Here is a 24,887-nt window from a genome sequence, read left to right as displayed (position 1 = left end):
GTCTCAGTCTCCCAGGCGGTGGTCGGGGGCCACCTCACCCAGCGCGGTGAGGAAGGCGTCGGTCTCCGCCGGGGTGCCGGCGGTGACCCGCAGCCAGCCGGGGATGCCGACGTCGCGGACGAGGACGTCGTGGTCCAGCAGCGCCTGCCACGCGGCGTGCGCGTCGGCGAACCGGCCGAACAGGACGAAGTTGGCGTCGCTGGGCACGCTGGTCAGGCCCAGGGACGGCAGGGTGGCGACGATCCGGTCGCGCTGGGCCTTGACCGCGTCGACGGTGGCCAGCAGCGCGTCGGTGTGCGCCAGCGCGGCCCGCGCGGCGGCCTGGGTCAGCGAGGACAGGTGGTAGGGCAGCCGGACCAGCTGCAGCGCGTCGACGACGGCGGGGTCGGCGGCGAGGTAGCCCAGCCGCAGGCCGGCCATGCCGAACGCCTTGCTCATCGTGCGGCTGACCACCAGCCGCGGGCGGCCGGGCAGCAGGGTCAGCGCCGACGGCGTGCCGGCGCGGGCGAACTCCTCGTAGGCCTCGTCGACGACGAGCACGCCGTCGGTGGCGTCGTACAGCTCGGTGATCGTCTCCAGCGCCACCGCGGTGCCGGTGGGGTTGTTCGGGCTGGTCACGAAGACGACGTCGGGCCGGACCTCGCGCACCTGGGCGGCGGCCTGCGCGGCGTCGATGGTGAAGTCCTCGCGGCGGTGCCCGTCGACCCACGCCGTCCCGGTGCCGGCGGAGATGATCGGGTGCATCGAGTAGGACGGGGTGAAGCCCAGCGCCGTCCGCCCGGCGCCGCCGAAGGCCTGCAGCAGCTGCTGCAGCACCTCGTTGGAGCCGTTGGCGGCCCACACCTGCGCGGGCTCGATCCGCTCCCCGCCGCGGCCGAGGTAGGCGGCGAGGTCGGCGCGCAGCGCGACGGCGTCCCGGTCGGGGTAGCGGTTGAGCTCGACCGCCGCGTGCCCGAGCGCCTCACCGAGCGTGGCCAGCAGCTCCGCCGGCAGCGGGTGCGGGTTCTCGTTGGTGTTGAGCCGGTGCGTGACCCGCAGCTGCGGGGCGCCGTAGGGCGTGCGGCCGCGCAGCTCCGGCCGCAGCGGGAGCTCGTCGAGCGATGTCCTCGGAGTGGTCGTCACGGCTTCTGCCGGACCCGGACCGCGGCCGCGTGCGCGGGCAGGTCCTCGGCGTGGGCGAGGGCGTCGACGTGCCCGGCCACCTCGGCCAGCGCCTGCTCGTCGTACTCGACGACGTGGATGCCGCGCAGGAACGACTGCACCGACAGGCCGCTGGAGTGCCGGGCGCAGCCGCCGGTGGGCAGCACGTGGTTGGAGCCGGCGATGTAGTCACCCAGCGACACCGGCGACCAGGCGCCGACGAACACCGCGCCGGCGTTGCGCACCCGCAGCGCCACCTCGCGCGCGTCCCGGGTCTGGATCTCCAGGTGCTCGGCGGCGTAGGCGTCGACCACCGCGAGGCCGGCGTCGAGGTCGTCGACCAGCACGATCCCGGACTGGCTGCCGTCGAGCGCGGTGAGGATGCGGTCGGAGTGCTTGGTGGCCGCGACCTGGCCGGGGACGAGGCCGAGGACGGCGTCGGCCAGCTCCTCGCTCGTGGTGACCAGCACCGCGCCGGCCAGCGGGTCGTGCTCGGCCTGGCTGATCAGGTCGGCGGCGACGTGCACCGGGTCGGCGGTGTCGTCGGCGAGGATCGCGACCTCGGTGGGCCCGGCCTCGGAGTCGATGCCGATCAGCCCGCGCAGCAGCCGCTTGGCGGCGGTGACGTAGACGTTGCCCGGACCGGTGACCATGTCCACCGGCTCGCACGAGCCCGCGCCGTGGCCGAACACCGCGATCGCCTGCGCGCCGCCGACGGCGTACACCTCGGTCACGCCGAGCAGCGCGCACGCGGCCAGCACGCCCGGGTCGGGCAGGCCGCCGTGGTCGCGCTGCGGCGGGGAGGCGACGGCGATCGACGCGACGCCGGCGATCTGCGCCGGGACGACGTTCATCACCACGCTGGACAGCAGCGGCGCCAGCCCGCCGGGGACGTAGAGGCCGACGCGGCGCACCGGCACCCAGCGCTCGGTGACCGTGCCGCCGGGGACCACCTGGGTGGTGACGTCGGTGCGGGCCTGGTCGGCGTGGACCTTCCGCACCCGGGCGACGGCCTCCTCGAGCGCGGCCCGCACGTCGGGGGCCAGCCCGTCGAGCGCGGCCTGGATCGCCTCCACCGGGACGGCGAACTCCTCGAGGTCGACGCCGTCGAGGCGGGCGGTGATCTCGCGGACCGCCTGGGCACCGCGGACGCGGACGTCCTCGCACAGCGGCCGGACGGTGGCGAGGACGGAGTCGATGTCGGTGGCGGCGCGCGGCAGCAGGCCGGCCAGGTCACGGACCCCCGGCAGCGCGGATCCACGCAGGTCGATGCGGGCGAGCACGGGGAGGCCTCCGGAACCAGGCGAGGGACGACTCCCCAGCGTAGTCGGGGCGTGGTCGCCCGCCGTCACGGCGCCGGGGGCGCACGGCGCCCGTACGCTCGCCGGTGTGGGCGACCTCATCCCGCTGTTCCCGCTCGGGTCGCCGCTGTTCCCCGGGATCGTGCTGCCGCTGCAGGTCTTCGAGCCCCGCTACCGGGCGCTGGTGCGGGACCTGCTCGCCCGGCCGGAGGACGGCGACGGCCGGTTCTTCGGGGTGGTCGCGATCCGGCAGGGCTGGGAGGTCGAGCGGGTCTCCCCCGCCCAGGCGCTCTACGACGTCGGCTGCACCGCGCACCTGCAGACCGTGCGGCCGCAGCCCGACGGCGGGTTCCGCATCACCACGGTGGGCGGCGACCGGTTCCGGCTGCTCGACGTCCTGGTCGGCGGGGACGGCGAGGACGGGGACGGCCCGCCCTACCTGCGGGCCGAGGTCGAGTGGCTGGCCGAGGAGGAGGCCGCCGAGGAGGCGGCCGGCGACCAGGAGGTCGGCTCCGCCCCGGCCGGCGGGGGCCCGGACGAGGGGCTGGTCGCCGAGGTGGCCCGCGGGTCGCTCGGCGTGCTGGAGCGCGGGGTGGGCTCACTGTTCACCCGGTACGTGACCGCCGTGGCGGGCCTGCAGACCGGGAGCGCGGAGACCGCCGTGGCCGGCGACGCGCAGGAGCTCGACGGCGTCGACGCGCTGCTCGACGTCGTCGACGGCGACGCCCGCGCGCTGTCCTACCTGGTGGCCTCGGCGGCGCTGCTGACCACCGAGGACCGGCAGGCGCTGCTGGCCGAGTCGGCGACCCGCCGCCGGCTGGTGGCCGAGACGCGGATGCTGCGCCGGGAACTGACCCTGCTCGAGACGGTGGGCGCGGTCCCGGCGCCGCTGCAGCAGTTCGCAGGCCCCACCAGCCTCAACTGAGCGGCGAGCCCACGGCGAGCCGCTCCGTGTCCCGGCCGAGGTCGTCGCGGGCGGCGAACAGCGCCGCGACGACGTAGACCAGCAGCGCGGCGAACGGGGCCACCGCCAGCGCCGGCGGGCTGGACAGCTCCAGCCCGGTGGTCACCCGGGTGCCGACGTCGCCGAGCTGGGCCGGCGTGGGCCCGGGCGCGAGCAGCTCACCCAGCTGCCAGGCGAGCACCCCGGCCAGCGCGGCGCCGACCGCGGTGGCCACCACGGTGGCCACCCCCCGCCGGCGGCGCATCGCCCAGGCGATCCCGCCGGCGAGCAGGCCGAGGCCGGCGAGGACGAGCACCAGCACCGAGTCGTCGGCGACCAGCAGCTCCGCCGACGGGCGCCCGACCGGCACCGCGCCGCCCTCGACCACCTCGAACCGGGCCCGTGGCGCCAGCCAGACCCACAGCAGCCCGGCCGGGACCCCGGCGAGCGCGATGAGCGCGGCCCAGAGCGCCGCCCCCCGCAGGTCCCGCCGCAGCTCCGCGAGCACCGCGGCCCGGGCCCGCCGGGCGGGCGACACGGCGGCGGGCACGGCGGCGGGCACGGCCGCGGACGAGGTGTCCGGCGCGGTGCCCGCGGCGCCGACCACCGCGGCGGGCCGGGCGTACGGGCTGTCGGGGAGCGGAGACGGGCTGCTCACGGCCCCCAGTGAACCCCGCGGAGCGGACGGCCCGCTCCCGGGTGTGCCGGTCACAGCAGGGCGACGCTGGTGGGCCCCAGCAGTGCCTTGATGTCGCCCATCAGCGCGGTGCTCGGCCGTACCCGCAGCCCCTGGTCCAGCCGCAGCACCGTCTCGCGCCCGTTGTTGAGCAGCTTGAGGTGCACCTCGGTGGTGCCCGGGTGGCTGCCCAGCACCTCGCGCAGCCGCTCGACCACCGGCGGGGTGCAGCGGGCCGCGGCCATCGACACGAGCACCGGGCCGCGGGGGCCCTCGGTGAGCTCGGGGATGGTCACCTCGGAGCCGAACAGCGAGGGCTGGTCGTCGCGGCGGCTGATCCGGCCCTTGACCACGACGATCTGGTCGCGGACTACCTTCTCCGAGACCTCCGCCCACGTCTTCGGGAAGAACAGCACCTCGATGCCGGACTCGAGGTCCTCCAGCGTCGCGATCGCCCACGGCGCGCCCTGCTTGTTGGTGCGGGGCTGCACCGAGGTGAGGATGCCGGCGATCGTGACGTTGGCGCCGTCCTCGACCCCGCCGGCGTTGATCTCCGCGATCGGGGTGTCCGCGTTGGCGGCGAGCACGTGCTCGACGCCGTGCAGCGGGTGGTCGGAGACGTAGAGGCCGAGCATGTCGCGCTCGAAGACGAGCCGCTCGGACTTCGACCAGTCCGCCGTCGGGACGGCGATGTCCAGCGCGCCGCCGAACGGGTCGTCGCCGTCCCCGTCGCCGCCGAAGCTGCCGAACAGGTCGAACTGGCCCTCGGCCTCCTTGCGCTTGAGCGACATGGCGGCGTCGACGGCCTGGGCGTGGATGGCGGCGATGCCCTGTCGCGAGTGGCCGAGGGAGTCGAAGGCGCCGGCCTTGGCGAGGGACTCGATGACCTTCTTGTTGCAGGCGACCGTGTCGATCTTGCGCATGAAGTCGGCGAAGTCCTTGAACGCGCCCTTCTCCTCGCGCGCCCGGACGATCGAGTCGACGACGTTGGTGCCGACGTTGCGCACCGACGCCAGGCCGAAGCGGATGTCGGTGCCGACCGCGGTGAAGTCCCAGGAGGACTCGTTGACGTCCGGCGGGAGCACCTTGATGCCCATCCGGCGGCACTCGGCGAGGTAGACCGGCCGGCGGTCCTTGTCGTCGCCGACGCTGGTGAGCAGGCCGGCCATGTACTCGGCCGGGTAGTTCGCCTTGAGGTAGGCCGTCCAGTACGAGACCAGGCCGTAGGCCGCCGAGTGCGCCTTGTTGAACGCGTAGTCGGCGAACGGGACGAGGATGTCCCACAGCGTCTTGATCGCGGCGTCGGAGTAGCCGCGCTCCTTCATGCCGGCCTCGAAGCCGACGAACTCGGCGTCGAGGACGGACTTCTTCTTCTTGCCCATCGCGCGGCGCAGCAGGTCGGCCTTGCCGAGCGAGTACCCGGCGACCTTCTGCGCGATGGCCATGACCTGCTCCTGGTACACGATCAGGCCGTACGTGCCGCCCAGGATGTCCTCGAGCGGCTCGGCCAGCTCGGGGTGGATCGGCGTGATCTCCTGCTGGCCGTTCTTGCGCAGCGCGTAGTTGGTGTGCGAGTTCGCGCCCATCGGGCCCGGCCGGTAGAGCGCGCCGACCGCGGAGATGTCCTCGAAGTTGTCCGGCCGCATGAGCCGCAGCAGCGAGCGCATCGGCCCGCCGTCGAACTGGAAGACGCCGAGTGTGTCACCGCGGGCCAGCAGCTCGTAGGTGGCCTTGTCGGTGAGGTCCTTGCTGATCTCGTCGAGGTCGATCGGCTCCTTGCCGTTCGCGACGATGTTGCGCAGCGCGTCGTCGATGACCGTGAGGTTGCGCAGGCCCAGGAAGTCCATCTTCAGCAGGCCGAGCGTCTCGCAGGTCGGGTAGTCGAACTGCGTGATGATCGCGCCGTCGTTCTCGCGGCGCATGATCGGGATCGAGTCGATCAGCGGGTAGCGGCCGATGATGACGCCGGCCGCGTGCACGCCCCACTGCCGCTTCAGGCCCTCGAGCTTGCGCGCCTGGTCGACCACCTCGGCCGCGCCCGGGTCGGACTCGTAGCGGGCGCGGAACTCCGCGGCCTCCTTGTAGCGGGGGTGCGCCGGGTCGAAGACCCCCGACAGCGGGATGCCCTTGCCCATCACGTCCGGGGGCATGAGCTTGGTCAGCTCGTCGCCCACCGAGTAGGGGCGGTCGAGCACCCGGGCGGCGTCCTTGATCGCGGCCTTGGCCTTGATGGTGCCGTAGGTGACGATCTGGCTGACCCGCTCCTCGCCGTACTTCCGCGAGACGTACTGGATCACCTCGCCGCGGCGGCGGTCGTCGAAGTCGATGTCGACGTCGGGCATCGAGACGCGCTCGGGGTTGAGGAACCGCTCGAAGATCAGCCCGTGCTGCAGCGGGTCGAGGTCGGTGATGCCCATCGCGTAGGCGGCGAGCGAGCCCGCGGCCGAGCCGCGGCCGGGACCGACGCGGATGCCGTTGTCCTTGGCCCAGTTGATGAAGTCGGCGACCACGAGGAAGTACCCCGGGAAGCCCATCTGCGTGATGATCCCGACCTCGTAGTCCGCCTGCTTGCGCACGTGGTCGGGGATGCCGTTCGGGTAGCGCTTGTGCAGGCCCCGCTCGACCTCCTTGACGAACCACGAGGTCTCGTCCTCCCCCGGCGGCAGCGGGAACCGCGGCATGAGGTCGGCGCCCTCGGTGAAGGACACCTCGCACTGCTCGGCGATGACCAGCGTGTTGTCGCACGCGGAGGCGAGGTCACCGGGGAACAGCGCGCGCATCTCGGCGGCGCTCTTCAGGTAGTAGCCGTCGCCGTTGAACTTGAAGCGGTTGGTCTCGTTGAGCCGCGACCCGGTCTGGATGCACAGCAGGGCGTCGTGGGCCTCGGCGTCCTCCTTGTGCGTGTAGTGGAGGTCGTTGGTGGCCAGCAGCGGGATCCCGAGCTCCTTGGCGATCTCCAGCAGCTGCGGTCGGGTCTTCTGCTCGATGGACAGCCCGTGGTCCATCAGCTCGGCATAGAAGTTCTCCTTGCCGAAGATGTCCTGGAAGTCGGCCGCCGCCTGGCGGGCGCGGTCGAGCTTGCCCGCGCGCAGCCACATGTTGACCTCGCCGGACGGGCAGCCCGTCGTCGCGATCAGGCCCGTGCCGTAGCGCTCGAGCAGGTCGCGGTCGAAGCGCGGCTTGCGGTACTGGCCCTCGAGGCTGGCCAGCGAGGAGATGCGGAAGAGGTTGTGCATCCCCTCGGTGGTGCGCGCCAGCAGGGTCATGTGCGTGTAGGCGGCCTTGCCGCGGGAGGACCCGCCCTCGCCGTCCTCGTCGATGAGGTTGTCGCCGAAGTCGAACGGCGCGCGGTCGAACCGGGAGCCGGGCGTGTAGTAGCCCTCCATGCCGATGATCGGCTTCACGCCGGCGGCCTTGGCGTGCTTGTAGAAGTCGTAGGCGCCGAAGACGTTGCCGTGGTCGGTCATCGCCAGCGCCGGCATGCCCTGCTCGGCCGCGGCCTTCGTCACCTCGGGCAGCTTGGCCGCCCCGTCGAGCATCGAGTACTCGGTGTGGACGTGCAGGTGCGCAAACGAGTCGGTCGACGGGCTGCTCACGGTGCTGCGGCGCTCCTCACGGGTCGTGCTGGCCCGGCCGTCGGGTGCTCCGGCGGGCGACCGGCGGGGAAGACCGGGCGGTGCGGTGCGGGCTCGGGACTGGTCCGGCCGGGCACCGACGCAGGCCCGGGCCGGTCCCCTGATCCTCGCACCGGGGACGTTCTACGCCGAGGGTCTGACAGGACGTGTCTCGGCGCGGCGGGACGACCCCGTCACAGTCGGCGGCGCATGGTGACGTGCCGGATGCCCGCCTCCTCGTACTCCTCCCCGACGGCGGTGTAGCCGGCCCGCTCGTAGAAGCCGCGGGCGGTGACCTGCGCGTGCAGCTCCACCTCGGTCAGGCCGCGCAGCGCCGCCTGCCGGTGCAGCTCGGCCAGCACCGCCGCGCCGTGCCCGGCGCCGCGGGCGGCGGCGTCGACGGCCATGCGGCCGATCACGCCCCGCCCGTCGCGCTCCAGCAGCCGCCCGGTGGCCACCACCCGGCCGCTGCCGTCACGACCGACGGCGTGGACGGCGGTGGCGTCGGCGGCGTCCTGCTCGATCTCCGGCGGCACGCCCTGCTCCTCGACGAAGACCCGGGTGCGCACCGCGACCACCTCCGGCCAGTCGGCGGCGGTGGCGACGGCGGCCGTCGCGGCGCTCACGCGGGCGCCCCGCCGGGAGCGCGCGGCGCCGGCAGCGCCTCGGGCAGCGCCGACGACGGCACGAGCAGGAAGCGCAGGTCGACCGCGGCGTGCAGCAGCACCGGCAGCAGCAGCGACCCGGTCTCCAGGTACAGCGCCGCGAACACCCCGCCGAGCACGCCGGTGAGCACGACCCCGCCCACCCCCTGGTAGGCGTGCGCCAGCCCGAAGGCCACGGCCGCGACGGCGACCAGCACCCCCTGCGGCAGCCCGCCGCCCACCGCGGCGACCACCGCGAGGAAGAACCCGCGGTACAGCCACTCCTCGCACACCCCCGCGGTCACCCCGACGACGGTGAACAGCCGCCGCTCGGACCGGCTGCGCGGCAGCAATGCCAGCGTGGCGTGCACCGGCGGCTCGGCGTGCCGGCCGTCGCCGGGCTGCGGCGCCGCGGTCGCCCGCGCCAGCGCCCCGCCGCGCAGCGCCCGGACCGAGACCAGCGCCAGCACCAGCACCACCAGCGCGGCGGCGCCGGTGACCGGCCCGGGCAGGCCGGTGGGCCAGGCCAGCCCGACCGCGGCGGCGCCGACGTCCGGCACGGCCAGCCAGATGACCAGGGCGAGGGTCGCCAGCCCCCACTCCAGGACCAGCAGCCGCCGGTAGAAGGAGCGCCGGGCGGCCGGGTCGGTGCGCAGCCGGCCCTCGAAGCGGCGGTGCAGCACGTGCCCGACCAGCGGCTCGCCGACGACGAGGTAGACCCCGACGACCACGGCCGACAGCGCGGCGGGGCCCCAGTCGGCGAGGGTGGCGGGGAGGCCGGTCACGGGAGGGTCAGGACTCGGCGCGCAGGACGGCCAGCGCCCCCGCGAGGTCGTCCGGGTAGTCGCTGGTGAACTCCACCCGGTGCCCGTCGGCGGGGTGCGCGAAGCCGAGCCGCACCGCGTGCAGCCACTGCCGGGCCACCCCGAGCCGGGCGGCCAGCGTGGGGTCGGCGCCGTAGGCCGTGTCGCCGACGCAGGGGTGACGCAGCGCGGAGAAGTGCACCCGGATCTGGTGGGTGCGGCCGGTCTCGAGGTGGATGTCGACCAGGCTGGCGGCCGGGAAGGCCTCGATCACCTCGTAGTGGGTGACCGACGGGCGCCCGCCGGAGACGACGGCGAACTTCCAGTCGTGCCGCGGGTGCCGGTCGATGGGCGCGTCGATGGTGCCGCGCGACGGGTCGGGGTGGCCCTGCACCAGCGCGTGGTAGCCCTTGTCCACCGTCCGCTCCTTGAACGCCGCCTTGAGCAGCGTGTAGGCGCGCTCGCTCTTGGCGACCACCATGAGCCCCGTCGTCGCGGCGTCCAGGCGGTGCACCACGCCCTGCCGCTCCGGGGCGCCGGAGGTGGAGATGCGGTAGCCGGCCGCGGCCAGCCCGCCGACGACGGTCGGGCCCTCCCAGCCGGGGCTCGGGTGCGCCGCGACGCCGACCGGCTTGTCCACGACCACCACGTCGTCGTCGTCGTGGACGACGGTCAGGCCGGGCACCGGCTCGGGCGGGGGCGCCTCGCCCGGCGGCGGGGGCAGCTCGACCTCCAGCCAGCTGCCGCCGGTGAGCCGGTCTCCCTTGCCGCGCACGCGGCCGTCGACCCACACCTTGTCGGCGTCGGCGAGGTCGGCGGCGACCGCGCGGGACAGCCCGAACAGCCGCGCCAGCGCCTGGTCCACCCGCTGGCCCTCCAGGCCGTCGGGCACCGGGAGGGCGCGGTGCTGGCCGGGAGCGCTCACCGGTCCATCGTGACAGGTCAGCCGCGGGACACCGCGCCGTCGCCGCGGTCGCGGGTCCGGGTGCCGTCGAACTCGACGCCGCGCAGCGCGAGGTAGGCCCCGAGCAGCCCGCCGCAGACGATCGCGGAGTCGGCCAGGTTGAAGATCGGGTAGACCTCGCCGTCCGGCGCGAACACCGACAGGAAGTCGACGACGCCGCCGCGCAGGAACCCCGGCTCGCGGAACACGCGGTCCACCAGGTTGCCCAGGGCACCGCCGAGGACCAGCCCCAGCGCGACCGCCCAGCCGGTGGAGAACAGCCGTCGCGCCGTCCGGACGATCACGACCGCGACGGCGACCGCGATCAGCGTGAAGACGACGGTGAAGCCCTCGGCGAAGGAGAAGGCGGCGCCGGTGTTGCGCGCGTGCGTGAGGTACAGCGCCCCGCCGAGCAGCCGGAGGTTCTCGCCGCGGTCGACCGTCGCGACGACGAGGAGCTTGCTGCCGAGGTCCGCGAGGAAGACCACCGCGGCGAGCAGCAGCAGCAGCCGCGTGCGCGGCCGCCCGGCCGGCGCCGGGGCGGCGCCGTCGTCCACGGCGGCGTCGTCCGGAGCGGCCGCGGCAGGGGCCTCCGCGGGGTCCTCGGGTCGCTCGCTCAGCGGGGGGCTCCTCGTGCTCGCGGCGGTCGTCGGGTGGCCGCGGGGAGGCGGCCGACGAGCCGACGATAGCCTCGGCGGCTGTGCCTCCCGGCCCGCCGCGCGGCCGCACCCCCGCCGCGATGGTGAGGCACCTCACCGCGGGGTAGACGAATCTCACACCCCGTCGAGGGCGTCCCAGCGCGCCGTTCGGCCGATCGTCGGAGATGGCGCACGTCCACCCGGCAGGAAGGCAGTCGTGTCCACCGACCTCGGTTCAGCCACCGACCCCGATGTGGTGCTCGTCGGCGGGGGCATCATGAGCGCGACCCTGGCGTCGCTGCTCGGTGTCATCGCGCCGGAGTGGAGCATCACCGTCTTCGAGTCCGCGGACGCGGTGGCGGGCGAGAGCTCGGACGCGTGGAACAACGCCGGCACCGGGCACGCGGCGCTGTGCGAGCTGAACTACACGCCCGCGGGGCCCGACGGGCGGGTGGACACCGCCAAGGCCCGCCTCATCAACGAGCAGTTCCAGGTGTCGCGCCAGTTCTGGTCGCACCTGGTGCGCAGCGGCCTGACCGGCTCGCCCAAGGAGTTCATCTCCCCCGTCCCGCACGTCAGCTTCGTGACCGGGGAGGGCGGCCGCACCTACATGCGCAACCGCCACACGGCGCTGTCGGCCGAGCCGCTGTTCGCCGGGCTGGAGTACACCGACGACCCGGCCGAGCTGGCGCAGTGGGTGCCGCTGGTCATGGACGGCCGCGACCCCGCGCAGGTCGTCGCCGCGACCCGCTCGGTCGCCGGCACCGACGTCAACTTCGGCGCGCTGACCCGGCTGCTGCTCGAGCAGGGCGAGGCCCGCGGCGTGCAGGTGCACACCGGCCAGCGGGTCACCGGCCTGGAGAAGCGCGACGACGGCCGCTGGGAGGTCACCGTCACGGACAAGCGGACCGACGAGGAGCGCACGGTGCGCGCCCGGTTCGTCTTCGTCGGCGCGGGCGGCGGCGCGCTGCCGCTGCTGCAGAAGGCCGCGATACCCGAGATCCGCGGGTTCGGCGGCTTCCCGGTCAGTGGCATGTTCCTGCGCACCCACTCCCCCGAGCTGGTCAGCCGGCACCAGGCCAAGGTCTACGGGCAGGCCGCCGTCGGCGCCCCGCCGATGTCGGTGCCGCACCTGGACCTGCGCCTGGTCGACGGTGAGTTCTCGCTGCTGTTCGGCCCCTACGCCGGCTGGTCGCCGAAGTTCCTCAAGGCCGGCTCGATGTTCGACCTGCCGCTGTCGGTGAAGCCGAACAACCTCGGCTCGATGCTGGGCGTGGCCCGCACCGAGATGGCGCTGACCAAGTACCTGGTCACCGAGCTGGTGCAGTCGCGCAAGGCGCGGCACCGCACGCTCACGGAGTTCGTGCCCCTGGCCGAGCAGGCCGACTGGGACATGATCACCGCCGGCCAGCGGGTGCAGGTCATCAAGCGGGACCCGAAGAGCGGCAAGGGCGTGCTGCAGTTCGGCACCGAGCTCATCGTCGGCGGCGACGGCTCGATCGCGGGCCTGCTGGGCGCCTCCCCCGGCGCCTCGACGGCGGTCTCGGCGATGCTCTCGCTCGTCGAGCGGGCGTTCCCCGACCGGGTGGCCGCGCGCCGCGCCGCGCTCGAGGAGGCGATCCCCTCCTACGGCCGCGACCTGTCCTCGGACCCGGCCCTGCTGGCGGCCGTCCGCGCGGAGACGATGCAGACCCTCGAGCTCAACGGCTGAGGCTCCCTCGGGGCACTTCCGCGGATGTGCACCGTGCACATCCGCGGAAGTGCACGGTCACCGGGCGCCCGAGCGCGCGCTCAGGGCCGCCCGCACCCGGGCGACGGCGTCGTCCAGCGCACGCAGGTCGGACGCCGACAGCCGGATGACCAGCCAGCCCGCCGCAGCGAGCCGCGCCAGCCGGGCGTCGTCCCGCACGATCTGCAGGCCGTCGAAGTGGTGTTCGCCCTCGTACTCGACGACCACCTTCTGCTCCGGCCACGCGAGGTCCACCCGCGCCAGCCAGCCGCCGGCCCCCACGACGTCGTACTGCGGTACGGGTGCCGGGGAACCGGCCAGGACGCAGGCGACGCGGACCGACGACTCCGGCGGTGACTCGCTGCGCGGATCGGCCAGCTCGAGCACCTGGCGGAACCGCCGGGATCCCCGCCGCCCCGTCCGTCTGCGGAGGAGGTCCTGCATCGCGCGGGGGTCGACCAGGCGTGCACGCAGCATCGCGTCCAGCACCCCCACCGCCGTCCCCGTCGTCTCGAGGACCGCGACGTCCCACACGGTGCGCAGCGGCGCTGTCCAGCGGAGTCCGTAGCCGTCGTCCCGGACGTCGACCGGATCCAGGTCTGTCCGGTGCACGCGGACGCCGTCCGGGCCGCGCCACTTGTGCGGCTCCGGCAGCACGACCGTCACCGGGTCCCGCCAGCCCAGCGCTGGTGCACCGAGCAGCGCCGCGGCCGACCGGCCGCCCAGCGCCGCGTCCGGCGGCATGAGCAGTGCCGCGGCGCGGCAGCGCAGCAGGTGGTCGCGTGGCACGGAAGCGTCGGCGTAGACGCCGTGCAGGACGCAGATGTAGGGCCCCTCCGCCAACCGTCTCCGGGTCAGACGCCCGTCGGCGACGGCGAGCGAGCCGACGAAGACGCCCTCCGGGGTGGTCGGTCGCAACAGCACGGAGCGATCGTGCTGGTCGATGACCGCTGGTCTCCGGTTGTCCACAGGAGCGTGGCCCGGGCGGGCACATCCGCGGAAGTGCACCGGGCAACTCCGCGGAAGTGCACACGGGGGCTAGTCGGACTCGGTCGCCGCGCCCTGCTCGCCGCGCCAGGTGGCCAGCCGGCCGGCGCGGCTGACCGCCCGCAGCCGGCGCTCGGCCTCCGGGCGGGACCGGCGGGCCGACACCAGCAGCGCCTGGTCACCACGCATGAGCCGGGTGGTCGCGTCCGGCACGAACGAGCGGCCGTCGCGGACGATGAGCACCACCGCGGCGTCCTCGGGCAGCCGCAGCTCGGGCAGGTAGACGCCGTGCAGCCGCGAGCCCTCGGGCACGGTCAGCTGCATCATCTCGGCGTCCAGCTCCTCCAGCGGTGCCGCCTCGACCTGCACGTCACGGGGGGTGACCGGGGTGGCGATCCGCAGGCGCCGCGCCACCCACGGCAGCGACCACCCCTGCACGAGGGTGAAGACGACGACCAGCACGAAGACGGTGTCGAAGACGGTCGTCGCCCTCGGGACCTCCGCGGTCAGCGGGATGATCGCCGCCACGATCGGCACCGCTCCGCGCAGGCCGGCCCAGGAGATGAACGCCTGCTGCGCCCACGGGAAGCGGAACCACACCAGGCTGGCCACCACCGACAGGGGCCGGGCGAGCAGCAGCAGCGCGCCGCCCACCACGAGCGCCGGTCCCACGGCCTCGGGCAGCCGGCCCGGGGAGACGAGGAGACCGAGCAGCACGAACAGGCCGATCTGGGCGAGGGAGGCCATGCCCTCGGCGAACCCGATGCTCGCCGCCCGGTGCGGCAGCGCGGCGTTGCCCAGCACCAGACCGCACAGGTAGACCGCGACGAAGCCGGAGGTGTGCGCCAGTGACGCCGACGAGTACGCGAGCACGCAGAGCGCCAGTGTCGCCAGTGGGTAGAACCCGGCCACGGAGAGCGCCACCCGGCGCAGCAGCGCCGCACCCCCGAAGCCGATCCCGACCCCGATGACGGCGCCTCCGATGAGCTCGAGCACCACCACCAGGCCGACCAGCCACCACGGTTGCGTCGCCGCCCCCGCGAGCGACTCGGCCAGCACGGTCACGAGCAGGATGACCGGGGCGTCGTTGAGGCCGCTCTCGGCCTCGAGGGAGGCGGCCACCCGGCGCGGGAGGGGCAGTCGCCGCAGGGTCGCGAAGACGGCGGCGGCGTCGGTCGAGCTGATGACCGCGGCCAGCAGGAGGGCGAAGCCCCAGTCGAAGCCCAGGACCAGGACCCCGATGGCCGCGGTCACGCCCACGCTGACCGCCACACCGACGGTGGACAGCGAGACCCCGGGTCCGACCGCCCGACGGACGTCGGCCCACCGCGTCGTCAGACCTCCCTCGGCGAGGATGATCAGGAGTGCGGCGTACGCCAGCGTGTGCGTGAGCCGGTAGTCCTCGAACTGGACCCCGAGACCGCTCTCGCCCAGCGCCACGCCGAGGGCCAGGTAGAGCAGCAGGCTGGGCAGGCCGAGGCGGTCGGCGAGCCGCAGGGCGACGGCGGCCACCAGCACGACCAGCGCCCCGACGGCGAGGGCGAGGGTGACCGTGGTGTTCACCGCCTGCCACCCATGGCGGCCAGTCTCCCGTACGACCGCATCCGGCCCGCCGCGCCTGGGCGCGGGCGGGGTCGACGGCTCGGGGACGAGGGAAGGGCCGGGTGGGAGGATTGATCCGTGAGCTCTCCGTTCCGTGCGCTGCCACCTCAGGTCGACCTGCCCGCGCTCGAGCAGGACGTGCTGCGCCGCTGGGAGGACGCCGACGTCTTCGCCCGGTCGCTGGAGGCCTCGCAGGGCCGCCCGCAGTGGGTCTTCTACGAGGGCCCGCCCACCGCCAACGGCCGGCCGGGCACCCACCACATCGAGGCGCGCGCGTTCAAGGACGTCTTCCCGCGCTTCAAGACGATGCAGGGCTGGCACGTGCCCCGCCGCGCCGGCTGGGACTGCCACGGCCTGCCGGTGGAGATCGCCGTCGAGCAGGAGCTCGGCTTCGCCGGCAAGCCCGACATCGAGCGCTACGGCATCGCCGAGTTCAACGCCCGCTGCCGGGAGTCGGTCGAGCGGCACGTCGGCGACTTCTCCCAGCTCACCCGCCGCATGGGCTACTGGGTCGACATGTCCACCGCCTACTGGACGATGGACCCCTCCTACATCGAGAGCGTCTGGTGGTCGCTCAAGCAGGTCTTCGACAAGGGGCTGCTGGTCGAGGACCACCGCGTCGCCCCGTACTGCCCGCGCTGCGGCACCGGCCTGTCCGACCACGAGGTCGCCCAGGGCTACGAGTCGATCACCGACCCCTCGGTGTACGTCCGGCTGCCGGTCACCGACGGCGAGTGGGCCGGGAAGGCCGACCTGCTGGTCTGGACGACGACGCCGTGGACGCTGCCCAGCAACACCGCCGTCGCGGTCCACCCCGACGTCACCTACGTCGTGGCGCGCTCCACCAAGGACCCCGCCCACCCGGCCACCCTCGTCGTCGCCGAGCCCCTGCTGGCCGCCGTGTTCGGCGACACCGACGACGTCGAGGTGCTGGCCCGCACCACCGGCCGCGACTGGGAGCGCACGCACTACCGGCGCCCGTTCGACCTGGTCGAGTTCCCGGACGGCGAGGACGCGCACTACGTCGTCCTCGCCGACTACGTCACCACCGACGACGGCACCGGCCTGGTCCACCAGTCCCCCGCGTTCGGCGCCGACGACCTCGCCGTCTGCCGCGCCTACGGCCTGCCGGTGGTCAACCCGATCGACGCCTCCGGCCACTTCCTGCCCGAGCTGCCGCTGGTCGGCGGGCGCTTCTTCAAGGCCGCCGACGACGCCCTGGTCGTCGACCTCCAGCAGCGCGGGGTGCTGTGGCGCGAGCAGCGCTACGAGCACAGCTACCCGCACTGCTGGCGCTGCCACACGCCGCTCATGTACTACGCGCAGCCGTCCTGGTACATCCGGACCAGCGCGGTCAAGGACGAGCTGCTCGCCGAGAACGAGAAGACCCACTGGCACCCCGAGACCATCCAGTGGGGCCGCTACGGCGACTGGCTGAACAACAACGTCGACTGGGCGCTGTCCCGCGACCGGTACTGGGGCACCCCGCTGCCGATCTGGCGCAACGACGCCGACCCGTCCCGGATGGTCGTCGTCGGGTCGCTGGCGGAGCTGTCGGAGCTGGCCGGCCGCGACCTGTCCGACCTGGACCCGCACCGCCCCTTCATCGACGAGGTGACCTTCACCCGCCCCGGCGAGGAGGGCACCTACCGGCGGGTGCCGCAGGTGATCGACGCCTGGTACGACTCCGGCTCGATGCCGTTCGCGCAGTGGGGCGCGCCGCACCGGAACCGGGAGCAGTTCGAGGCGGCCTACCCGGCGCAGTTCATCTGCGAGGCGATCGACCAGACCCGCGGCTGGTTCTACTCGCTCATGGCCGTCGGCACGCTGGTGTTCGGGAAGAACTCCTACGAGAACGTGCTGTGCCTGGGCCACATCCTCGCCGAGGACGGCCGCAAGATGAGCAAGCACCTCGGCAACATCCTCGAGCCGATCCCGCTCATGGACCGGCACGGCGCCGACGCCGTCCGCTGGTTCATGCTGGCCGGCGGCTCGCCGTGGTCGGCGCGGCGGGTCGGGCACGAGACGCTGTCCGAGGTGGTCCGCAAGGTCCTGCTGACCTACTGGAACACCGCCAGCTTCCTCACCCTGTACGCCGAGACCAACGGCTGGGACCCGGCCGCCTCCCCCGCCCCGCCGCGGGCGCAGCGGCCGCTGCTGGACCGCTGGGCGCTCGCGCAGCTGGCCGCGGTCACCGAGGGCGTGACCGACGCGCTGGAGGGCTTCGACACCCAGGGCGCCGGGCGGCTGCTCGCGCAGTTCGTCGACGACCTGTCCAACTGGTACGTGCGCCGCTCGCGGCGCCGGTTCTGGGACGGCGACCCCTCGGCGCTGGGCACGCTGCACGAGGTGCTCGACGGGCTGACCCGGCTCATGGCGCCGTTCACGCCGTTCGTGACCGAGGAGGTGTGGACCCGGGTCGTCCGCCCGGGCCTGGTCACGAGCGATGGCGCAGACGCCCCCGACTCGGTGCACCTGGCGACCTGGCCGGCCGTCGACGAGGACGCCCGCGACCCGCAGCTGGTGGCCCAGGTGGACCTGGTGCGCCGGCTGGTGGAGCTGGGCCGGGCGGCGCGGACCTCGGCGAAGGTGCGCACCCGCCAACCGCTGGCGCGGGCGCTGGTCGCCGCACCGGGCTGGTCCGCGATGGGCCGCGACCTGGTGGCCGAGGTCGCCGACGAGCTCAACGTCGCCGCGCTCGACGAGCTGGGCGCGGTGGGCGGCGACCTGGTCGACGTCAGCGTCAAGGTCGACTTCCGCGCCGTCGGGCGGCGGCTGGGCAAGCAGGTGCAGGCGGTGGCGAAGGCCGTCGCCGCGGCCGACCCGGCCGCCCTGGTCGCGGCCTACCGGGCCGGGACGGCGTCGGTCGACGTCGACGGCGAGGCGGTGGCCCTGCACGAGGGCGACCTGGTCGTGACCGAGACCCCGCGCGAGGGCTGGACGGTGGCCAGCGCCGCCGGCCTGACCGTGGCGCTGGACCTCACCCTCACCCCGGAGCTGGAGCGGGCCGGGCTGGTCCGCGAGGCGGTGCGGCTGGTGCAGGAGGCCCGGAAGAACGCGGGCCTGGCGGTCAGCGACCGGATCGAGCTGTGGTGGACCGCGGACGGCGCGATGGCCGAGGCGCTCACCGGGTCCGGCGAGCAGCTGGCCGGCGAGGTGCTGGCGACCGCCGTCCACGCGGGCACCGCGGGCGAGGGTCCCGGCGTCGAGGGGCCGAACGGCTCCCGCTTCTGGCTCGCCCGGGCCTGACTCCCGGCCGCCCGCCTCGGTTCAGCCGCGGCGGGCGGCCTTCCGGGCGCGCTCCACGGCGGCCAGGTGCGCGTCCGGCCCGCAGACCGCGCACGGGGTGAACCCGTCGGTGCGCGCCTCGTTGACCGGCAGCGGGATCGTCTCCCGCCCGGCCAGCCACGGGCAGTCGGCCAGGTGGTAGCGGGGGTGCTCGTCGACGACGAGCACCTCGTCGGTCAGGTCGACGACCATGAGCAGGTCGGTGACCTCGACGTCCTCCTCGGGGGTGTCGCCGCCGTTGAGCGGCCCGCCCGCGGCAGCGGCCCGGGCGGGCTGCGCGGGGGCCTGGGCCGGGGTCCCGGCGGGCGTCCCGCCGGGTGACGTCGCGGGCGGCGTGGTGGGCGCGGCCTCGGCGGGCCGCTCGGCCGGCGTCCCGGGGGCCCCGTGCCGTCCGGGATGGGCCTCGGTCCCCTGGTCGCGCAGCGGCGCGGCGGGCGCCTCCCCGGTCCCCGGCGCCTCCACGGCCCGGTCCGCGGGCTTCTCCGGAGCACGGGCCGGCTCCACGCGGGGCCGCTCCTCGCGAGGAGGGGCGCCCGCGCGGTCGGGGGTGCGGCCGGCGGCCGGGACGCGGGTGCCGGCGGGTGCGCGCAGCCGGGCGACGACCAGCAGGACCGCGGCCAGGACGCAGGCGCCCACGCAGGCCCAGTACCAGGCGGTGACGGCGGTGACCACGCCCAGCACGAACAGCACGAGGCCCGCGAGGACCAGCAGCGCCGCGGCGACGATCACCGGCGGCCGCCGGGCGCCGGGCGCCGGTCAGTCCCCGGCATGGCCGATCCGCCGTCCGGTCAGGGCGGAGAAGACGTGCGCCTCGCCCGGGCGGATGGCCACGTGCACGACCTCGCCCTTGGCCGGGGGCCGGCGCGCGTCGGCCCGCAGCACCAGGGGCCGCTCGGTCGTCTCCGCGCCGTCGGCCCCGCTCCCGGCCTGGAGCCGTCCGTAGGCGAAGGCGTCCGAGCCGAGCTCCTCCACCACCTGGACCTCGACCGGGAATCCCTCCCCGGCCCCGACGAACTGGACGGCCTCGGGCCGGAAGCCGAGCATGGCGGTCCCCGTGCCGTCCTGTGCGAGGACGTCGAGCACCGAGCGGGAGAGCGGCACCGGGTGGCCGCCGAGGACGGCGCCGCCCTCGCGCAGCGGCACCGTGACGAGGTTCATGGCCGGGGAGCCGATGAAGCCGGCGACGAACTCGTTGACCGGCCGGTCGTAGAGGGCACGCGGGGTGTCCACCTGCTGGAGGACGCCCTCCTTGAGGACCGCGACCCGGTCGCCCATGGTCATGGCCTCGACCTGGTCGTGGGTGACGTAGACCGTCGTCGTCCCGAGCCGGCGCTGCAGGGCGGCGATCTCGGTGCGGGTCTGCACGCGGAGCTTGGCGTCGAGGTTGGACAGCGGCTCGTCCATGAGGAACACCTGCGGGTCGCGGACGATCGCCCGGCCCATGGCCACCCGCTGCCGCTGGCCGCCCGAGAGCGCCTTGGGCTTGCGGTCGAGGTACTGCTCCAGGTCGAGCAGCCGGGCCGCCTCGCGGACCCTGGCCAGCCGGTCCTCCTTGGACATGCCGGCGATCTTGAGCGCGAAGGCCATGTTGTCGGCCACCGTCATGTGCGGGTACAGCGCGTAGTTCTGGAAGACCATCGCGATGTCCCGCTCCTTGGGCGGGAGGTGCGTGACGTCCCGGTCGCCGATGCGGATCGACCCGTCGGTGACGTCCTCGAGGCCGGCCAGCATCCGCAGGGACGTGGACTTGCCGCAGCCCGACGGGCCGACCAGGACGAGGAACTCGCCGTCGGTGATGGACAGGTCGAGCGCGTCGACCGACGGGCGGGTCGCCCCCGGGTACACGAGCGTGGCCCGCTCGTAGGTGATGGCGGCCATGGCGTTCGTTCAGGATCCCTTCTGCGCCGGTGCAGAGCGCGCCCACTGTGACACGCAGCGTTCCCGGGGACCAGCGCCCCGCCCGGAGCGGCACCCGTCCGGGCCGCCGACCGTGACCGGCCCGTGACCTGCGCGGCCCGTGATCGCGGTCTCCTCCCTCGGACGGGGCAGGCGTTGCATAACGGTTTCGGCAACGTCACCGGACGGCGTCGGCCGCGACGTTATGGTCCCCCGGCGTACCAGACGGGCCGGCAGCTGACCGGCCCGTTCGCACGTGACCACACGCCGCGGTCGACGACCGCGGGGACCCCGAAGGGACGTACATGACGATGCGCGCGACAGGCCGGCGCAAGGGTGCGCTGGCCGGCGGCCTGGGCGTGGCACTGGTGCTCGCCGGCTGCGGCGCAAGCGAGACCAGCGGGGGCGGCGGCGGGACCGCCGCGGCCTCCGACCTGACGATCGACTGTGCTCCGTACGAGGAGTTCGGCGACCTCGAGGGCGAGACGGTGAGCGTCTACACGTCGATCGTCGACCCCGAGGACCAGCCCCACATCGACTCCTACGTGCCGTTCGAGGAGTGCACGGGGATCGACGTGCAGTACGAGGGCTCGCGCGAGTTCGAGGCGCAGCTCGTCGTCCGCGTCCAGAGCGGCAACGCCCCCGACATCGCCTTCATCCCGCAGCCGGGGCTGCTGGCGACGCTCGCCGGCACCGGCGCCGTCGCCCCGGCCCCCGAGCAGGTCGAGGCGAACGTCGACCAGTACTGGGACGAGAGCTGGAAGGCCTACGGGACCGTCGACGGCACCTTCTACGCGGCTCCGCTGGGCGCCAACGCCAAGTCCTTCGTCTGGTACTCGCCGTCGGCGTTCGAGGACGCCGGCTACGAGGTCCCGACGACCTGGGACGAGATGGTCGCGCTCTCCGACGAGATCGCCGCCTCCGGCGCCAAGCCCTGGTGCGCCGGCATCGGCTCCGGTGACGCCACCGGCTGGCCGGCCACCGACTGGCTGGAGGACGTCGTCCTGCGCACCGCGGGTCCCGACGTCTACGACCAGTGGGTCGCCCACGAGATCCCGTTCGACGACCCGCAGATCGTCGAGGCGCTGGACACCGTCGGCGGCATCCTGAAGAACCCCGCCTACGTCAACGGCGGCCTCGGCGAGGTGCAGTCCATCGCCTCCACCGAGTTCGGTGACGCGGGCCTGCCCATCCTCGACGGCAGCTGCTGGATGCACCGCCAGGCGTCCTTCTACCAGGCCAACTGGCCCGAGGGCACCGAGGTCGCCGAGGACGGCGACGTCTTCGCCTTCCCGCTGCCGCCCATCGAGGGCGACGGTGCGGCCCCCGTGCTCGGCGGTGGCGAGTTCACCGCGGCGTTCAACGACGACCCGGCGACCCAGGCGTTCCAGACCTACCTGTCCTCGGCGGACTGGGCCAACGTCAAGGCCCAGGTCTCCGGCCCCGGCTGGGTCAGCGCCAACACCGGCCTCGACGTCGAGAACCTCGTCTCCCCGATCGACCAGCTGGCCGCCGAGCAGTTCCAGAACCCGGACGCCGTCTTCCGCTTCGACGGGTCGGACCTGATGCCCGGTGAGATCGGTGCCGGTGCGCTGTGGACCGAGCTGACCAACTGGATCGCGACCGACAAGCCGACCCAGCAGGTCCTCACCGACGTCGAGAACGCCTGGCCGACGGCCTGATCACCCGAGTCCCGGCAGCCGACGGCTGACGGGACCGCCGTACCCATCCCTGGAGACCGGGGGGACCGCAGCCGTGGCCGCGGTCCCCCCGGCCTTCCGTTGCCGGAGAGAGGTCGTCAGCCGTGCAGTGGTTCCTCGAGGCGAGCACCACGGGGCACAAGCTCGCCCTGATGGTGGTCGCCATCCTCCTGTTCGCCGCCGTGATGGCAGCGATCCTGTTCGCCGTCGACCGGCCCCGGCGGGTGCCGAACTGGGTCGTCGCGGCCGGCTTCGTCGGCCCGACGCTCCTGCTGCTCGCGGTGGGCCTGGTCTACCCCGCCCTCGACACCATCCGCGGGTCGTTCTACGACCGGGACGGCTCGGAGTTCGTCGGCCTGGACAACTACGTCACGGTCTTCACCGAGGACAACTTCCAGACCGTGCTGCTCAACACGCTCCTGTGGGTCGTCCTCGTCCCGCTGGTGACCACCGGCCTCGGGCTGGTCTACGCCTACCTGGTCGACCGCACGCGGTTCGAGAGCCTGGCCAAGGCGCTGGTGTTCCTCCCGATGGCGATCTCGATGGTGGGCGCCGGCGTCATCTGGAAGTTCGTCTACGAGTACCGCCCCGACCAGCCCGGCGTGAACCAGATCGGCCTGCTCAACCAGCTGCTGGTCATGCTCGGCATGGAGCCGCGGCAGTTCCTGCTCGACGCGCCGTCGAACACCTTCTACCTGATCGTCGTGATGATCTGGATCCAGGCCGGCTTCGCCATGACGGTGTTGTCGGCGGCCATCAAGGCCATCCCCGACGACATCGTCGAGGCCGCCCGCCTCGACGGCGTCGGCGGCTTCCAGATGTTCCGCTACGTCACCGTGCCCAGCATCCGGCCCGCCCTGGTCGTCGTGCTGACGACGGTCGCGATCGTGACGCTCAAGGTCTTCGACGTGGTGCGGACGATGACCGGTGGCCAGTTCGGCACGAGCGTCGTGGCCAACGAGTTCTACACGCAGGCCTTCCGGCAGTTCAACGTCGGTCTCGGCGCGGCCCTCGCCGTCCTGCTGTTCGTGCTGGTCGTCCCGATCATCGCCTACAACGTCCGACAGCTGCGTCTCGCCGAGGAGATCCGATGACCACGACCACCCCGGTCATGGCGCCCGTCCCCGCCGACGAGCGCCGGCTCACCCGGACGGAGCGCCGCGCGGTCGCCGCCCGGACGAAGCTCAGCTCCCCCGCGGCGTCGGTCATCGCGCTGGTCATCGCGGTGCTGTGGACGGTGCCGACCCTCGGCCTGCTCATCACCTCCTTCCGGCCGGAGCTCGACATCCGCCGCTCCGGCTGGTGGACGGTGTTCACCGACCCGTCGTTCACCGTCGACAACTACAACGAGGTCCTCTACGGCGGAGGGACGAACTTCGCCTCGCTGTTCGTCAACTCGCTGGTGATCACGCTGCCGGCGGTCGTCATCCCGATCTCGCTGGCGCTGCTGGCGGCCTACGCGTTCGCGTGGATCCCGTTCCGGGGACGCAACATCCTGTTCGTCGCCGTGTTCGCCCTGCAGGTCGTGCCGATCCAGGTGACGCTGATCCCGCTGCTGAGCCTCTACGTGGACACCGGGCTGGCCGGCTCGTTCTGGACCATCTGGCTGTCGCACTCGATCTTCGCGCTGCCGCTGGCGGTCTTCCTGCTGCACAACTTCATGAAGGAGATCCCCGCCTCCCTGGTGGAGGCCGCCCGGATGGACGGCGCCGGCCACGTGAAGATCTTCTTCCAGGTGCTGCTGCCGCTGCTGACGCCGGCCATCGCGGCGTTCGCCGTCTTCCAGTTCCTCTGGGTGTGGAACGACCTGCTCGTCGCGTTGACCTTCGCCGGCGGCGCGCCCGACGTCGTGCCGCTGACCGTGCGGGTCGCCGAACTCGCCGGCACACGCGGCTCGGACTGGTACCTGCTCGCGGCGGGGGCGTTCGTCTCCATCGTGCTGCCGCTGGCGGTGTTCCTGGGCCTCCAGCGCTACTTCGTGCGGGGCCTGCTGGCCGGGAGCGTCAAGGGCTGACGGAGGTATCTGCGCCGTCGGAGGGTGCGGGCAGGCAGAGGGCCCCGGACGGGACGTCCAGGGCCCTCTGCGTCTCCGGCGCCGTCTCGGCGCCGTCGCCCGCGCGGGGCCGGCACGGCGCCGTCCGTGGGCCGGCCCCGGAACGCGACAGGGCCCCCGGACCGGTGGTCCGGGGGCCCTGTGCGTGGGGCTGCTACGCGGTCGCGTGCTGCGTCTGCCGGCTGGCCGACGACGGCTCGGCGGAGCCGCGGGCGTCGAGGTCGCGCAGGTGCGACTCGAGGTAGGAGCGGAAGCGGGTGCGGTACTCGCGCTCGAAGGTCCGCAGCTCCTCGATCTTGCGCTCGAGGTTCTGCCGCTTCTCCTCGAGGGGGCCCATGACCTCGCGGTGCCGGCGCTCGGCGTCCTGGTCGAGGGCGGCGGCCTTGGCGCGCGCCTCGCGCTCCATCGTGTCGGCGCGGGTGCGGGCGTCGTTGACCATCGACTCGGCGCGCTGCCGCGCCTCGTTGACCATCTGCTCGCTCTTGGCGCGGGCCTCGGCGACCAGCCGGTCGCTCTGGGTCTTGGCGCCGGAGACCATCTGGTCGGCCTGGGCCTTGGCCTCGTTGACGTAGCGGTCGGCGGTCTCCGACGCCAGCGCCAGCATCCGGGACGCGCGGGTGGTGTCGTCCTCGCGCGCCGCCGCCGGCGGCGGGACCGGGGCGGGAGCCGGGGCCGGCTCCGGGGCGACCGGCTGGGCGGCGACCCGGCCGGTGCCCGAGCCCGCGCGCAGCTCGTTGTTCTCCTCGATGAGGCGGGCGAGCTCGGCCTCCACCACGTCGAGGAACGCGTCGACCTCGTCCTCGTCGTAGCCACGCTTACCGATCGGCGGCTTCTTGAAGACGACGTTGTGCACGTCGGCTGGCGTGAGTGGCAAGGGGCTCACCTCGGGTCGGACGGCGGGTACGGGCTCTGCGGGGTCACGCGCGCGGG

At 73.9% G+C, this 24,887-nt stretch carries 19 protein-coding genes; 6 read left to right on the top strand and 13 right to left on the bottom strand.

Annotated features, from left to right (window positions below):
* Window positions 1–3 precede the first annotated feature (3 nt).
* Together ACI79B_RS06300 and hisD are read right to left on the bottom strand one after the other, a co-directional pair.
* Entirely contained in the window at window positions 4–1,122 is a 1,119-nt protein-coding gene (locus ACI79B_RS06300; protein ID WP_456926676.1) for a histidinol-phosphate transaminase, read from the bottom strand.
* Window positions 1,119–2,423: a histidinol dehydrogenase gene (hisD, locus tag ACI79B_RS06295; protein ID WP_456926675.1), complete on the bottom strand. Its 1,305-nt coding sequence runs from the start codon at window positions 2,421–2,423 to the stop codon at window positions 1,119–1,121. Before hisD ends, ACI79B_RS06300 begins: the two co-directional genes overlap by 4 nt.
* 106 nt (window positions 2,424–2,529) lie before the next feature.
* Here hisD and ACI79B_RS06290 point away from each other — a divergent pair, with 106 nt between their 5' ends.
* Window positions 2,530–3,366, top strand: a complete 837-nt coding sequence (locus ACI79B_RS06290) for an LON peptidase substrate-binding domain-containing protein (protein WP_456926674.1) — start codon at window positions 2,530–2,532, stop codon at window positions 3,364–3,366.
* Here ACI79B_RS06290 and ACI79B_RS06285 read toward each other — a convergent pair.
* From ACI79B_RS06285 to lspA, 6 genes are all read right to left on the bottom strand, one after another.
* On the bottom strand, window positions 3,359–4,042 hold the full coding sequence (locus ACI79B_RS06285; protein ID WP_456926673.1) for a hypothetical protein: 684 nt from the start codon (window positions 4,040–4,042) through the stop codon (window positions 3,359–3,361). The genes ACI79B_RS06290 and ACI79B_RS06285 overlap by 8 nt on opposite strands.
* A 50-nt stretch (window positions 4,043–4,092) precedes the next feature.
* Window positions 4,093–7,656, bottom strand: coding sequence for a DNA polymerase III subunit alpha (dnaE, locus tag ACI79B_RS06280; protein WP_456926672.1), 3,564 nt, complete (start codon window positions 7,654–7,656; stop codon window positions 4,093–4,095).
* A 212-nt stretch (window positions 7,657–7,868) separates the two neighbouring features.
* Window positions 7,869–8,300, bottom strand: coding sequence for a GNAT family N-acetyltransferase (locus ACI79B_RS06275; RefSeq protein ID WP_456926671.1), 432 nt, complete (start codon window positions 8,298–8,300; stop codon window positions 7,869–7,871).
* Window positions 8,297–9,103, bottom strand: coding sequence for a CPBP family intramembrane glutamic endopeptidase (locus ACI79B_RS06270; protein ID WP_456926670.1), 807 nt, complete (start codon window positions 9,101–9,103; stop codon window positions 8,297–8,299). Before ACI79B_RS06270 ends, ACI79B_RS06275 begins: the two co-directional genes overlap by 4 nt.
* A 7-nt stretch (window positions 9,104–9,110) precedes the next feature.
* Complete coding sequence (locus ACI79B_RS06265; protein WP_456926669.1) at window positions 9,111–10,046, bottom strand: RluA family pseudouridine synthase; 936 nt, start codon at window positions 10,044–10,046, stop codon at window positions 9,111–9,113.
* Window positions 10,047–10,063: 17 nt separating this feature from the next.
* Window positions 10,064–10,621 (bottom strand): signal peptidase II, encoded by a 558-nt coding sequence (lspA, locus tag ACI79B_RS06260; RefSeq protein ID WP_456926668.1) that lies wholly within the window; start codon window positions 10,619–10,621, stop codon window positions 10,064–10,066.
* A gap of 298 nt (window positions 10,622–10,919) precedes the next feature.
* On the opposite strand from lspA, the gene mqo reads away from it, so the two are divergent.
* A complete protein-coding gene (gene mqo / locus ACI79B_RS06255) occupies window positions 10,920–12,413 on the top strand; it encodes a malate dehydrogenase (quinone) (RefSeq protein WP_456926667.1) in 1,494 nt (497 codons plus the stop codon).
* Window positions 12,414–12,470: 57 nt separating this feature from the next.
* On the opposite strand, the gene ACI79B_RS06250 is transcribed toward mqo, so the two are convergent.
* Entirely contained in the window at window positions 12,471–13,355 is an 885-nt protein-coding gene (locus ACI79B_RS06250) for a DUF559 domain-containing protein (RefSeq protein ID WP_456926666.1), read from the bottom strand.
* 114 nt (window positions 13,356–13,469) lie between these two features.
* Complete coding sequence (locus tag ACI79B_RS06245; protein ID WP_456926665.1) at window positions 13,470–14,981, bottom strand: potassium/proton antiporter; 1,512 nt, start codon at window positions 14,979–14,981, stop codon at window positions 13,470–13,472.
* 117 nt (window positions 14,982–15,098) lie between these two features.
* On the opposite strand from ACI79B_RS06245, the gene ileS reads away from it, so the two are divergent.
* On the top strand, window positions 15,099–18,269 hold the full coding sequence (gene ileS / locus ACI79B_RS06240) for an isoleucine--tRNA ligase (protein ID WP_456926664.1): 3,171 nt from the start codon (window positions 15,099–15,101) through the stop codon (window positions 18,267–18,269).
* 21 nt (window positions 18,270–18,290) lie between these two features.
* Here the strand turns inward: ileS and ACI79B_RS06235 are convergent, their stop codons facing one another.
* Both ACI79B_RS06235 and ACI79B_RS06230 read right to left on the bottom strand, forming a co-directional pair.
* Window positions 18,291–19,037, bottom strand: a complete 747-nt coding sequence (locus tag ACI79B_RS06235) for a hypothetical protein (protein WP_456926663.1) — start codon at window positions 19,035–19,037, stop codon at window positions 18,291–18,293.
* Window positions 19,038–19,064: 27 nt separating this feature from the next.
* Window positions 19,065–20,186 (bottom strand): ABC transporter ATP-binding protein, encoded by a 1,122-nt coding sequence (locus ACI79B_RS06230; RefSeq protein WP_456926662.1) that lies wholly within the window; start codon window positions 20,184–20,186, stop codon window positions 19,065–19,067.
* A gap of 329 nt (window positions 20,187–20,515) precedes the next feature.
* On the opposite strand from ACI79B_RS06230, the gene ACI79B_RS06225 reads away from it, so the two are divergent.
* The 3 genes from ACI79B_RS06225 to ACI79B_RS06215 all read left to right on the top strand — a co-directional run bounded on the left by ACI79B_RS06225 (window position 20,516) and on the right by ACI79B_RS06215 (window position 23,918).
* Window positions 20,516–21,886 carry an ABC transporter substrate-binding protein gene (locus ACI79B_RS06225; protein WP_456926661.1) on the top strand — a complete coding sequence of 457 codons (1,371 nt, stop codon included), beginning with the start codon at window positions 20,516–20,518 and terminating at the stop codon, window positions 21,884–21,886.
* Window positions 21,887–22,008: 122 nt separating this feature from the next.
* The gene (locus ACI79B_RS06220; protein WP_456926660.1) at window positions 22,009–22,998 is read left to right on the top strand and encodes a carbohydrate ABC transporter permease; all 990 of its coding nucleotides are present in this window, start codon (window positions 22,009–22,011) and stop codon (window positions 22,996–22,998) included.
* Window positions 22,995–23,918: a carbohydrate ABC transporter permease gene (locus tag ACI79B_RS06215; RefSeq protein WP_456926659.1), complete on the top strand. Its 924-nt coding sequence runs from the start codon at window positions 22,995–22,997 to the stop codon at window positions 23,916–23,918. Before ACI79B_RS06220 ends, ACI79B_RS06215 begins: the two co-directional genes overlap by 4 nt.
* 193 nt (window positions 23,919–24,111) lie before the next feature.
* On the opposite strand, the gene ACI79B_RS06210 is transcribed toward ACI79B_RS06215, so the two are convergent.
* Window positions 24,112–24,840 (bottom strand): DivIVA domain-containing protein, encoded by a 729-nt coding sequence (locus ACI79B_RS06210; RefSeq protein ID WP_456926658.1) that lies wholly within the window; start codon window positions 24,838–24,840, stop codon window positions 24,112–24,114.
* Between the last annotated feature and the right edge of the window lie 47 nt (window positions 24,841–24,887).

Source organism: Geodermatophilus sp. SYSU D00879, assembly GCF_054050375.1.
Note: the sequence above shows the minus strand (reverse complement) of the source record. Positions and strands in the feature narration are given on the sequence as shown.